Below are 11849 nucleotides of genomic sequence, written 5' to 3'. Positions count from 1 at the left end.
CATTCAAGCAAAAACGAACAAACATGTCATTTGTTCGTTTTCGCATTAGAGAGGATTGATTAGATTTTCACTTCGATCACAGCATCCCCCTTCGCAACTGAACCTGTTGCGACTGGAGCTACTGAAGCGTAGTCAGCTGTATTTGTAACGATAACCATTGTTGTATCATCAAGTCCAGCTGCAGCAATTTTATTTGAGTCAAAGGTTCCAAGAACATCGCCCGCTTTAACCTTATCACCTTGGGCAACTTTTGCTTCAAAACCGTCACCGTTCATAGACACAGTGTCAATACCAACGTGAATCAAAACTTCAGCACCATCAGTTGTTTTCAAACCAAAAGCGTGTCCTGTTGGAAAGGCAATTGAAACTTCAGCATCAGCTGGTGCATATACCACACCTTGACTTGGTTTCACAGCGATACCTTGTCCCATAGCTCCACTTGAGAAGACTGGATCATTAACATCAGCAAGAGCTACAACATCACCGACGATAGGAGTTACAAGTGTTTCATTTTGAAGCGATGCTGGAATGTTACCAGTTGTTTCTTCTTGGATCAAACGTTCTGTCGCTACTTCAGTAGCAACTTCTTTTTCATCCTCATAACCAAACATGTAAGTTAGGGCAAAACCAAGTACAAATGATACAGCTACCATAAGAAGGTATAGTGGAAGTTGTCCATTACCAGCATAAAGCATTGTACCAGGGATAATAGTGATACCACTACCAGTACCTGCAAGTCCAAGGATTGAAGCCAATCCACCACCGATTGCACCAGCAATCAATGAAAGGAAGAATGGTTTACGGAAGCGCAAGTTAACCCCGAAGATAGCAGGCTCTGTAATACCTAGGAAGGCAGAAAGAGCAGCTGGGAAAGCAAGTGTTTTTAGTTTTGGATTTTTAGTTTTAACACCAACCGCAACAGTCGCAGCACCTTGAGCTGTCATAGCAGCTGTGATGATAGCGTTGAATGGGTTAGCATGGTCAGCAGCAAGCAATTGAACTTCAAGCAAGTTGAAGATGTGGTGCACACCTGACACGACGATCAATTGGTGAACCCCACCAATCAAGAAACCACCAAGACCAAATGGCATGCTGAGGATCGCTTTTGTAGCGATAAGGATGTAGTTTTCAACTACGTGGAAGACTGGTCCGATGACAAAGAGTCCAAGGATAGACATGACCAAAAGTGTCACGAATGGCGTTACCAAAAGGTCAATGACATCTGGAACAACCTTGCGGACAGCTTTTTCAAATTTAGCTCCGACAACCCCGATGATGAAGGCTGGAAGAACAGAACCTTGCAAACCAACAACAGGGATGAAACCAAAGAAGTTCATAGCTGTTACTTCACCACCTGAAGCGACTGCCCAAGCGTTTGGAAGTGAGCCAGAAACAAGCATCATACCAAGAACGATACCAACGGCAGGATTTCCACCAAATACACGGAAGGTTGACCACACAACCAAACCTGGCAAGATGATGAAGGCCGTATCTGTCAAGATTTGTGTGTAAGTTGCAAAGTCACCTGGAAGTGGCATTTCAAGAGCGTTGAAAAGACCACGCACACCCATGAAGAGACCTGTCGCTACAATAACTGGGATGATTGGAACGAAAACGTCACCGAAAGTACGGATAGCACGTTGGAACCAGTTCCCTTGTTTAGCAGCTTCTGCTTTCATGTCAGCTTTAGATGATGTTGGCAAGCCAAGCGCAACAACTTCATCGTACATTTTGTTAACTGTACCTGTACCAAAGATGATTTGGTATTGACCTGAGTTAAAGAAAGCACCTTGAACTTTTTCCAAGTTCTCAATCACTTCTTTATTGATTTTTCCTTCATCTTTGACCATGACACGAAGACGAGTCGCACAGTGAGCTACACTGTTGACATTTTCACGTCCGCCCAAGGCATCGATGACTTTTTTTGCAATTTCCTGATTGTTCATTTGCAAAAATCTCCTTATATAAAATTTTGTTATTGTTTGAAAGCGATTTTATTCGCCCTACGACTATTATTTTATCATGTTTTAGAAATATGTCAAGCGTTTTGCAGAAAAAATATTCTATCCACTTAGTGGGCACGCCATAGATTGATTGTTTTTGACTGTTTTAGCAGGCATTTCTTAAAAAAATAAGTTTGGAATCTTGTTTAAAAGGATTTTGCTTCACTTTCTTTCATTTTTTTGTAGATAGATGATTGATTTTCTGGTTTTAATTTGTGATAAACGCTTGACAGCTTTTCCTCTTTTTTAACATAAAAGGCTTGCATTTTTTATCGAAAACGGTTACTATTAAAAGTGATAAGATTTTTGGAGGAATGAATGAATGGAATGGACAACTGAGCGTCGTTACAGACTTTATCAAGATTGGACGCAAGAAGAAATTCAACATATAAAAGAAAATATAGCACAATCTCCATGGCATACTCATTACCATGTTGAGCCAAAAACAGGACTTCTCAACGATCCAAATGGCTTTTCCTACTTTGATGGCAAGTGGATTGTTTTTTATCAGAACTTTCCATTTGGTGCAGCCCATGGTTTAAAATCTTGGGTGCAATTGGAAAGTGAGGACTTGGTTCACTTCACAGAAACTGGTGTCAAAGTTTTACCTGATACTCCATTAGATAGCCACGGTGCCTACTCTGGTTCTGCCATGCAATTTGGTGATCAGTTATTCCTATTTTATACAGGAAATGTCCGCGATGAAAACTGGATCCGTCACCCTTACCAGATTGGAGCTTTGATGGATAAGGATGGTAAGATTACCAAGATTGACAAGACCTTGATCGACCAGCCAGCAGACTCAACTGACCACTTCCGTGATCCGCAAATTTTTAACTTTAAGGGGCAATATTATGCTATCGTTGGTGGACAGGACTTGGAGAAAAAAGGTTTCGTCCGTCTCTACAAGGCTGTCGATAATGACTATACAAACTGGCAAGCCGTTGGCAACCTTGACTTTGCTAACGACCGTACTGCCTACATGATGGAATGTCCAAATCTGGTCTTTGTAGGGGAACAACCTGTCCTTCTCTACTGCCCACAAGGATTGGATAAGAACGTTCTAGACTACGATAATATCTTTCCAAATATGTATAAGATTGGGGCTTCCTTTGACCCTGAAAATGCCAAAATGGTAGATGTGTCTCAACTTCAAAACATGGACTATGGTTTCGAAGCCTATGCAACTCAAGCCTTCAACGCTCCTGATGGACGTGCTCTAGCTGTTAGCTGGCTTGGCTTGCCTGATGTTTCATATCCATCTGACCGTTTTGACCACCAAGGAACCTTCTCTTTGGTCAAGGAACTCACTATCAAAGACGGCAAACTCTACCAATACCCAGTCGCAGCTATCAAGGACCTTCGTGCTTCTGAAGAAGTCTTCTCAAACCGTGCTCAAACCAATAACACCTACGAACTCGAGCTCAACTTGGAAGCTAATAGCCAGAGCGAGATTGTCTTACTTGCTGACAAAGAAGGCAAGGGACTTGCAATCAACTTTGACCTTGTAAATGGTCAAGTGACAGTGGATCGTAGCCAGGCTGGTGAACAGTATGCTCAAGAATTTGGGACAACTCGTTCTTGCCCAATCGATAATCAGGCTACTACTGCTACAATCTTCATCGATAACTCTGTCTTTGAAATTTTCATCAATAAAGGAGAAAAAGTATTTTCTGGTCGTGTCTTCCCACATGCGGACCAAAATGGTATCCTGATCAAGTCTGGAAACCCAACTGGAACTTACTATGAATTAGATTATGGTCGCAAAACTAACTGATGTCGCAAAACTCGCAGGCGTCAGCCCTACTACCGTTTCTCGGGTTATCAATAAAAAAGGCTATCTATCTGAAAAAACCATTCAAAAGGTCAATGAAGCCATGCGAGAATTGGGCTATAAACCCAACAACCTGGCTCGTAGTCTGCAAGGAAAATCAGCTAAGTTAATCGGCCTGATTTTCCCAAATATTTCCAACGTTTTCTACGCAGAATTGATTGATAAGCTGGAACACCAACTCTTCAAAAATGGCTACAAGACCATCATTTGCAACAGTGAGCATGATTCTGAGAAGGAACGCGAGTACATCGAAATGCTGGAAGCCAATCAGGTGGACGGCATCATTTCGGGTAGTCACAACTTGGGAATCGAAGACTACAATCGCGTGACGGCACCAATTATTTCCTTTGACCGCAATCTGTCACCAGACATCCCTGTCGTTTCTTCTGACAACTATGCTGGTGGGGTTCTCGCAGCCCAGACCTTAGTCAAGACAGGCGCCCAATCTATCATCATGATTACAGGGAATGACAATTCTAATTCGCCGACTGGACTACGCCACGCTGGCTTTGCTTCTGTACTCCCCCAAGCTCCTATTATCAATGTTTCCAGTGACTTTTCTCCCGTCAGAAAAGAAATGGAAATCAAGAATATTTTGATGCGACAAAAACCAGATGCCATCTTTACTTCAGATGACTTAACAGCTATTCTGGTCATTAAAATCGCTCAAGAATTGGGCATTTCTGTCCCAGAAGAGCTCAAGGTCATCGGCTATGATGGGACCTACTTTATCGAAAATTACTATCCTCAACTCGCGACCATCAAACAACCTTTGGAAGAGATTGCCTGCCTCACTGTTGACCTACTCTTGCAAAAAATCGAAGGCAAGGAAGTCGCAACAACCGGTTACTTCCTACCAGTTACTCTATTACCAGGAAAAAGTATTTAATACTCAATGAAAATCAAAGAGCAAACTAGGAAGCTAGCCACAGGCTGCTCAAAGCACTGCTTTGAGGTTGTAGATAAGACTGACGAAGTCAGTTACATATATCTACGGCAAGGCGAAGCTGACGTGGTTTGAAGAGATTTTCGAAGAATATAAGCACAAGAAAACTCAGACCAATTCGTCTGAGTTTTTTATGATCTTAAATTTTCTAAATAACGCTGGGCTGTCTCTAGGTTAAAGGTTTTATCTACGATGAGGCGCTCGACTAGGGGAGCTACCTCGGATTCACTGGCACCTGCTAGGAGAGCTAAGGATTTGGCCTGCAATTTCATGTGGCCTTGCTGAATTCCTGTGCTGACTAAAGCTTTCAGGGCTGCAAAATTTTGTGCAAGACCGATAGACACGATAATCTGGGCCAATTCTTTGGCAGAAGGATTTCCCAGTAGCTCATGACTGAGGGCTACACGAGGGTTAAGGCCGATAGAGCCACCCTTGGTCGCCACAGGCATGGGCAGGGTCATCTCACCAACCAATTCTTCTCTTTCAAGATCCAGCGTCCATTGACTAAGACCTTGGTAATGTCCATTTCGACTGGCAAAAGCATGAGCTCCCGCCTCAATGGCACGCCAGTCATTACCAGTGGCAATCAAAATGGCATCAATACCATTAAAAATCCCTTTATTGTGAGTAGCGGCTCGATAAGGATCAGCCTGCGCAAACTGACTAGCCATGGCTATCTTCTCCGCAATTTCTCGTCCTTGATCCTTTTGACTGCTCAAGTAGCGAAAGGCGATACGACAACTTGCAGTCACCAGAGAATCGGTCGCGTAGTTGGACAGGATTCCCATAAGACTCTGTCCCTGGCTGAGTTCTTTTAAGACTGGTTTCAAGGCTTCCAGCATGGTGTTGAGCATATTGGCACCCATGGCTTCCTGGGTATCGACATGGAGATAAACAACGAGAAAGTCTGTTTCGCCTTTGATCTGCTCTACATGCAAATCACGCGCCCCGCCCCCACGTTTAACAATGGAAGGATAGGCTTGATTGGCAAGCTCCAAGAGCTCCGCTTTCTTGCTGGCAATCTTCTCTTGCGCTAGTTTAGGTTTGGCAACTTGATAAAGGGCTACCTGCCCAATCATCTGTCGCTGATGGACTTGTGTAGTAAAACCACCTGCACGCTTGATGATTTTGCTGGCATAGCTAGCCGCAGCAACCACTGAGGGTTCTTCTGTCACATAGGGAACAGTGTATTCCTGACCGTTGACAAGTACCTCCGGAACCAGCGAATAAGGCAGTGAAAAAGTTCCCACTACATTCTCACTTAGCTGGTCTGCGACAGTCAAACTCATCTGTTCATCCTGCTCCAAACTGACTTGTCTCTCAGGACTAAGGAGCGCCTGAGCTTTTAACAGCTCGAGGCGCTCTTGGTATGATTTTTTAGAAAATCCATTCCAACTTATCTTCATTATTTTTCAACCTTGCTATAACGGCGTTGGTGGTCCACAATTTCAACCAAGGCAAAATCTTGATTTTCATAGCCAGCAAACTGGGCAGAATTTGTTTCATCTAAGTCTACTTCCTCAAAGAAAACTTTTTCATAGTCTGCAACAGACAGGGCAGTTCGTTGATTGAGCTTGTTCAAACGGTCCTTATCCAGATAAGCTTCATATCCTTCAACCAATTCACCACTAAAGAACTCAGCCACAGCCCCACTTCCGTAACTATAAAGGGCAATTTTATCCCCAGCCTTCAGGCTATCTGTATTTTCCAAGAGAGACAAGAGTCCAAGGAAGAGGGATCCTGTGTAGATATTCCCCACCTTCTGACTGTAGAGAATAGACTGGTCAAAGTGCTTTTGCAAGAGGTCTTTTTTCTCTTGAGGCAAGTTCTTATCCATGATTTTTTTCAAGCCTTTTAGCGCTAATTTAGGATAAGGCAAGTGGAAGCAAACCGCTGCGAAATCATCCAAAGTAAGCTGGTAGCGTTTTTGGTATTCAAGCCAAGTCGTTTTCAAACTATCCAAATATTGTTGGGTAGAATAGACACCATTTACATAAGGAGTTGTTGAGTAATTTGGACGCCAGAAATCCATGATGTCACGGGTCTGAGCTACATTGTCATTATTAAAGGCCATCATGCGTGGATTTTGTGTAATCAACATAGCCACACTGCCGGCACCTTGAGTTGGTTCTCCTGGAGTTTCAATACCGTATTTGGCAATATCACTGGCAATGACCAAGACCTTGGACTCTGGAGAATTTTCCACATGCAATTTGGCATAATGAAGGGCAGCTGTCGCTCCATAGCAGGCTTCTTTAATCTCGAAACTACGAGCAAAGGGCTGGATACCCAGCAAGCCATGCACAAAGACGGCCGCAGCCTTACTCTGGTCAATTCCTGACTCGGTAGCCACAATGACCATATCAATTTCTTGTCTTTCTTGCTCAGTTAAAATAGAGTCACTTGCACTAGCCGCCAAGGTCACGATATCCTCAGTTAGGGGCGCAATACTCAATTCCTCGAGTAAGAGTCCTTTGCTTAATTTTTCAGGGTCAATGCCCCTCGCTTCTGCTAAGTCTTGTAATTTCAAGACATATTGACTGGTCGCAAAACCAATCTTATCAATACCGATTGTCATATTTACCTCTGTTTTATCATTCATGTAAAAAATCGTTCAGTACTATTTTATCACAAATGGCAATAAAAGAGAGAAAAAAGACTTGATTCACCAAATCAAGCCTCTTATTGGTCATAATTTTAAAGAATGATCAGTTGCTAGAGAGTTCACCAACATAAGTAGCTTTATAAGCCCCATTCTCAGTTATCAGTTCCTGGAGGATTAAATTTCCTGAGTAAGTTCTTCCCATCTCATCTACAAATTCTTGATAAAACTGACTGGTCGGAATTTCTCTGACATCCTTATCAAATGTCTTGTCAAGTGTTTTACTAACCTTTTCGGCAATCAACTGATTCTCTTGCCATCCACTTTGAAATTCTGAGCCTGAACTAGACACCATGGCTGGGATAACCAACAAGGTCAGTAGACTTAAAGACAATAAGGAAAATAGTGATTTTTTCATGATTTTTCCTCCTTTCTATATATAGAATAGCATAGATAGAAAGCCTTGTCACTATATTTATCTTATTTTTAAGAAAATTCTTTTATTTCTGTAGACTCTACGATACTCGATGTGTTTTTATATAATGATACAGTCTGAGAATCACTGTTCCGCTAGCCATTCCAATGGAAATGACCAGAGCCAGCATAACAACTAATGTTGCACTTGCCAGCGCTTTATTATAGTCCCCTGTCACAAAAAAGGCAGTTGTCCGATAGGAGAGATAACCCGGAACCAAGGGTGCCAAGATGGCCAAGATAAAGACCACAGCAGGTGTCTTATAAAGAATACTCAAAATCTGGCTGACACATGAACCGATAATGGCCGCAATGAAGGTAGCCACAATAACATTGGTCGGTTCCTTGAGCAAGAGATAGATTAGCCAGACAGCCATGCCCAAAATCCCTCCAGGTAAGAGCATAGAGCGTTGCACATTGAGTACGATTAGAAAAGTGATAATGGCAAGAAGACTTGCTACTGCTTGTAATAAAAAGGTTGTTAGTGTCATATTAGTTCATCAATACCAAGGCGACAGAAGTTCCTGCCCCTAAAGCAAGGGTAATGAGCAGGGATTCAAACATCTTGCTCATACCAGAGTTTATGTGGTTGGTCATAATATCACGGACCGCATTGGTCAAGGCAATACCTGGTACAAAAGGCATGACCGCACCAGCTATAATCAAATCTGCTGTTGAAGGAAAGCCTGTGTAGCGAGCCCAAAACTGGGCAATCATCCCAAAGACGAAGGCTCCAGCAAAGGCCGTCACAAAAGGAATTCGGATAAACTTCTCCACATAGAGGGAAAAGGCAAAACCAAACAAGGTCGCCACTCCTGCCCCAAGTGCGTCGTAGATATTTCCACTAAACATAATTGAAAAGAAAGGGGCACTTAAGGTCGCAGCCAAAGTTACCTGCAACTTAGTATAGGGAAGGGGTTGGGCTTGCAAGGCCGTCAATTGCTTGAAGGCCGTTTCTAAATCAATCCGCCCCCCAACCAGTTGACGAGAAATCTGGTTCACATCGCAGACTTTTTCAATGTTATAAGAAGAGGAAGTCACGCGCTTCATGCGCGAAATATTGGTATTTTCAATCGAGAAAAAGATAGCGGCAGGCATGGCAAGGACATTGCAATCCACAATCCCCTGCGAATGCGAAATCCGAATCATGGTATCTTCTACACGATGAATCTCTGAACCACTTTTGAGGAGAATGGTTCCTGCTAGCATAATCACATCGATGACGGCATTTAATTCTCTTGATTCTTCCATGCTTTCCTCCTTTTATCAACTCTTTCTATTCTATCACAAATCCGGACTCAAAAAAAATCTTTGCCATGAAAACATGACAAAGATTCGTTTAATTACGAGAATTTTCGTGGTTCCCTTCACTACTTGATTGAGTAGTAGCAGGTGAATTCTCTCGTTGATTTCCTTGTTGGTTCCCCTGACTTGGTGTCGTAGTAGAACCTTGGTTTCCACGTTGGGCTGGTGCTGATGATGACGTTGACGGCGGTGTTTTTGGTTTGTAGATTGAAATCTTGACACGCGTCTTAGTCAAATCAACCTTTTCACCTGCTTTTGGACTTTGCTCTACAACAGTCCCCTCAGCAGTTCCATCAGGAGCTGTCGACACTTCTACAACTTCAATATTGGCTTCCTTAATCCCAACAATTTGAACGAGATTGTTTTTAGTAAATTCGAGACTAGATCCTATATAACTTGGCATAGCAACGCTAGTTACTTTCTTAGCAACGGTTAAGGTAATCGTTGAGGCCTTGCTCAAATCATAGGTTGTTCCGGCAGCTGGACTCTGTCTGAGAACGGTTCCTGCTTCGCTCTCACTTGATTCTTCTTCCTCAATCTTGATGAGATTTTCAGGAACCTTCTTCTGCTTGAGTTCTGCTATAACATCTGTCGATTTCCGGCCGACATAATTACTAATTTGGAAAGATTGCTTGCCTGATGAGACAACCAAATTGATTTTCGTTCCTTCTTTTCGACCAGTTCTAGCGCCAGGATCTGTACGGATAATCCGCCCCTCTTCCACCTTTTCACTGGCCTCTGACTTCTCCTCGCCAATCTCAAAATTGGCTTTCTTGAGGGTTTCCTTGGCTTCCGCAACTGTCTGACCTGCCACATCTGGAATGGCAATGGTTGCAGGAGTTCTGGATAGTATCCAAATAAGAGAAGCTGCCACCAACACAATGCTGGCCAAAAAAATCAGGTAACGCATCTTAAATCTACGTTTTTTCGGTGCTTGTGGTTGGTAAGTTTCCTCTGTCACAGCCTGGCTTGTTTTTTTGATTGGTTTGTGTTCTGTCTGCGCTTGAACCTTAGGAATCGAAGTCAAGGTGCTCTGGGATACTTTTGGTAGAGTCTTGGTGTCCGCCTTAGTCGCATCATCAAAGACCAGCTTTGGTTCATTGCGACGATTATAAGACAAACTACTAGACAAGTCCACATACATTTCAGCTACTGATTTGTAGCGATCTGTCAATTTCTTAGCAGTTGCCTTGATAACAACATTCTCCAAAGCCTGGGGCACAGATGGATTCTCAGCAATAACGGACGGCAGGGGCTTTTGGAAATGCTGGAGGGCGATGGTCACCGCACTATCCCCGTCATAAGGAATATGACCTGTCAGCATCTCATAGAAAATAATCCCCATGGCATAGATATCACTTTGTACAGTCGCCTTAGAGCCACGCGCCTGCTCTGGTGACAAGTAATGCACCGAACCCAGCATCGAGTTAGTCTGAGTCAGACTCGTCTCAGCAAAGGCTACTGCAATCCCAAAGTCTGTAACCTTGACAGTCCCATCTGGTGTCAAGAGGATGTTTTGAGGTTTCAAGTCCCTGTGAACAATTCCTCTGGTATGGGCCAAGCGCATGGCGAGAAGAATTTGTCCCATGATACGGACGGCTTCTTCATTAGAAAGAGGATAGTGTTCCTTGATATAGCGTTTAAGGTCAAGTCCAGCAACATACTCCATTGCAAGATACTGTTGACCGTCTTCCTCGCCAATATCTGTTATCCGAACGATATGAGGATGGTCTAGATCTGCCATAGCTCTCGCTTCACGCTGAAAACGAGCTACAGCTATCGGGTCCGTCTGGTAGTTGGTCCTCAAGACCTTTACTGCCACTTCTTCCCCATCTAAGATTAAGTCTTTGGCTAGGTAGACATCCGCCATGCCTCCTCGACCAATCTGTTTGACAATCCGATAGCGTCCGGCAAAAATCTTGCCGATTTGGATCATTCTGCATCCTCCTCGTTCATAGAAACAAGGGCAACCGTAATGTTGTCTAAACCTCCTGCATTGTTAGCAAAACGAACAAGTGTCTCCGTTTTATCTGCCAAAGGAATATCACTGGTTACAATATCACGAATCTCACTACCTGAAATCATGTTGGTCAAGCCGTCACTATTGAGCAAGAGATAGTCGCCTGACTCAAGGATAACTGTCCCAAAATCAGGCTGAATTTCATCTTTTTGCCCAATAGACTGGGTGATAATATTTTTTTGCGGATGAGCTTCTGCCTCTTCTGGTGTCAATTGACCAGCCTTGAGCAATTCATTGACCAAAGAATGGTCGCTCGTCAACTGATGGTATTCTTCTCCACGAATCAAGCCGATACGCGAATCACCAATATGAGCATAGATAGCCTGATTATCAATAATAGCAAGGACTTCCAAAGTAGTTCCCATGCCTCTGTAAGCTTCATCCTGACCAAGCTGGTGAATCTTTTGATTTTCAATTTCTAGGTAATGGGCGAACCATTCACGCACTTCATTGACTGTATCGATTTGGGTGTCAACCCAAGCTATACCTAGGTCTGTTACCGCCATTTCACTAGCGATATTCCCTGCGCGATGACCTCCCATCCCATCAGCTAAAATAATCATAGTACGCCCAGCTCTATTGACATAGTGGTTGACATAGTCTTGGTTATTTGTCCGTTTCTGACCAACATCTGTTAATAATGAAATTTCCATGTGTCAGTTCCT

General features: G+C 43.2%; 11 protein-coding genes. 3 read left to right on the top strand and 8 right to left on the bottom strand.

The window, feature by feature from the left end:
* Positions 1 to 59 precede the first annotated feature (59 nt).
* Positions 60 to 1946 carry a sucrose-specific PTS transporter subunit IIBC gene (locus DSY56_RS03425; RefSeq protein ID WP_112443874.1) on the bottom strand — a complete coding sequence of 629 codons (1887 nt, stop codon included), beginning with the start codon at positions 1944 to 1946 and terminating at the stop codon, positions 60 to 62.
* A gap of 379 nt (positions 1947 to 2325) precedes the next feature.
* Here DSY56_RS03425 and DSY56_RS03410 point away from each other — a divergent pair, with 379 nt between their 5' ends.
* The 3 genes from DSY56_RS03410 to DSY56_RS12565 are packed head-to-tail and all read left to right on the top strand — an operon-like array spanning position 2326 to position 4858.
* Positions 2326 to 3780: a sucrose-6-phosphate hydrolase gene (locus DSY56_RS03410; protein ID WP_112443873.1), complete on the top strand. Its 1455-nt coding sequence runs from the start codon at positions 2326 to 2328 to the stop codon at positions 3778 to 3780.
* Positions 3761 to 4726 carry a LacI family DNA-binding transcriptional regulator gene (locus tag DSY56_RS03405; protein ID WP_112443872.1) on the top strand — a complete coding sequence of 322 codons (966 nt, stop codon included), beginning with the start codon at positions 3761 to 3763 and terminating at the stop codon, positions 4724 to 4726. Before DSY56_RS03410 ends, DSY56_RS03405 begins: the two co-directional genes overlap by 20 nt.
* A 6-nt stretch (positions 4727 to 4732) precedes the next feature.
* Entirely contained in the window at positions 4733 to 4858 is a 126-nt protein-coding gene (locus DSY56_RS12565; RefSeq protein WP_033689216.1) for a hypothetical protein, read from the top strand.
* 56 nt (positions 4859 to 4914) lie between these two features.
* On the opposite strand, the gene DSY56_RS03400 is transcribed toward DSY56_RS12565, so the two are convergent.
* The 7 genes from DSY56_RS03400 to DSY56_RS03370 all read right to left on the bottom strand — a co-directional run bounded on the left by DSY56_RS03400 (position 4915) and on the right by DSY56_RS03370 (position 11837).
* Complete coding sequence (locus tag DSY56_RS03400) at positions 4915 to 6189, bottom strand: hydroxymethylglutaryl-CoA reductase, degradative (protein WP_112443871.1); 1275 nt, start codon at positions 6187 to 6189, stop codon at positions 4915 to 4917.
* Positions 6189 to 7361 carry a hydroxymethylglutaryl-CoA synthase gene (locus tag DSY56_RS03395; RefSeq protein WP_200832353.1) on the bottom strand — a complete coding sequence of 391 codons (1173 nt, stop codon included), beginning with the start codon at positions 7359 to 7361 and terminating at the stop codon, positions 6189 to 6191. Before DSY56_RS03395 ends, DSY56_RS03400 begins: the two co-directional genes overlap by 1 nt.
* A gap of 130 nt (positions 7362 to 7491) precedes the next feature.
* The gene (locus DSY56_RS03390; protein WP_173282527.1) at positions 7492 to 7740 is read right to left on the bottom strand and encodes a hypothetical protein; all 249 of its coding nucleotides are present in this window, start codon (positions 7738 to 7740) and stop codon (positions 7492 to 7494) included.
* A 160-nt stretch (positions 7741 to 7900) separates the two neighbouring features.
* Positions 7901 to 8350, bottom strand: coding sequence for a threonine/serine exporter family protein (locus tag DSY56_RS03385; protein ID WP_057487161.1), 450 nt, complete (start codon positions 8348 to 8350; stop codon positions 7901 to 7903).
* A gap of 1 nt (position 8351) precedes the next feature.
* Positions 8352 to 9110, bottom strand: a complete 759-nt coding sequence (locus tag DSY56_RS03380; protein WP_112443869.1) for a threonine/serine exporter family protein — start codon at positions 9108 to 9110, stop codon at positions 8352 to 8354.
* A gap of 88 nt (positions 9111 to 9198) precedes the next feature.
* A complete protein-coding gene (gene pknB / locus DSY56_RS03375) occupies positions 9199 to 11100 on the bottom strand; it encodes a Stk1 family PASTA domain-containing Ser/Thr kinase (protein WP_112443868.1) in 1902 nt (633 codons plus the stop codon).
* Complete coding sequence (locus DSY56_RS03370; RefSeq protein ID WP_000406237.1) at positions 11097 to 11837, bottom strand: Stp1/IreP family PP2C-type Ser/Thr phosphatase; 741 nt, start codon at positions 11835 to 11837, stop codon at positions 11097 to 11099. The genes pknB and DSY56_RS03370 overlap by 4 nt, the downstream gene beginning before the upstream one ends.
* Positions 11838 to 11849: the final 12 nt, after the last annotated feature.

This window comes from Streptococcus sp. 596553, from assembly GCF_900411395.1.
GTDB lineage: Bacteria > Bacillota > Bacilli > Lactobacillales > Streptococcaceae > Streptococcus > Streptococcus mitis_BA.
This window is presented reverse-complemented; position numbering and strand designations above follow the sequence as displayed.

What these genes read in the sequence shown, in the direction of transcription:
- DSY56_RS03425 (WP_112443874.1), bottom strand. Translation starts at nt 1,946, where the DNA reads ATGAACAATCAGGAAATTGCAAAAAAAGTCATCGATGCCTTGGGCGGA.
- pknB (WP_112443868.1), bottom strand. Translation starts at nt 11,100, where the DNA reads ATGATCCAAATCGGCAAGATTTTTGCCGGACGCTATCGGATTGTCAAA.
- DSY56_RS03370 (WP_000406237.1), bottom strand. Translation starts at nt 11,837, where the DNA reads ATGGAAATTTCATTATTAACAGATGTTGGTCAGAAACGGACAAATAAC.
- DSY56_RS03390 (WP_173282527.1), bottom strand. Translation starts at nt 7,740, where the DNA reads ATGGTGTCTAGTTCAGGCTCAGAATTTCAAAGTGGATGGCAAGAGAAT.
- DSY56_RS03405 (WP_112443872.1), top strand. Translation starts at nt 3,761, where the DNA reads ATGGTCGCAAAACTAACTGATGTCGCAAAACTCGCAGGCGTCAGCCCT.
- DSY56_RS03380 (WP_112443869.1), bottom strand. Translation starts at nt 9,110, where the DNA reads ATGGAAGAATCAAGAGAATTAAATGCCGTCATCGATGTGATTATGCTA.
- DSY56_RS03395 (WP_200832353.1), bottom strand. Translation starts at nt 7,361, where the DNA reads ATGACAATCGGTATTGATAAGATTGGTTTTGCGACCAGTCAATATGTC.
- DSY56_RS03400 (WP_112443871.1), bottom strand. Translation starts at nt 6,189, where the DNA reads ATGAAGATAAGTTGGAATGGATTTTCTAAAAAATCATACCAAGAGCGC.
- DSY56_RS03385 (WP_057487161.1), bottom strand. Translation starts at nt 8,350, where the DNA reads ATGACACTAACAACCTTTTTATTACAAGCAGTAGCAAGTCTTCTTGCC.
- DSY56_RS12565 (WP_033689216.1), top strand. Translation starts at nt 4,733, where the DNA reads ATGAAAATCAAAGAGCAAACTAGGAAGCTAGCCACAGGCTGCTCAAAG.
- DSY56_RS03410 (WP_112443873.1), top strand. Translation starts at nt 2,326, where the DNA reads ATGGAATGGACAACTGAGCGTCGTTACAGACTTTATCAAGATTGGACG.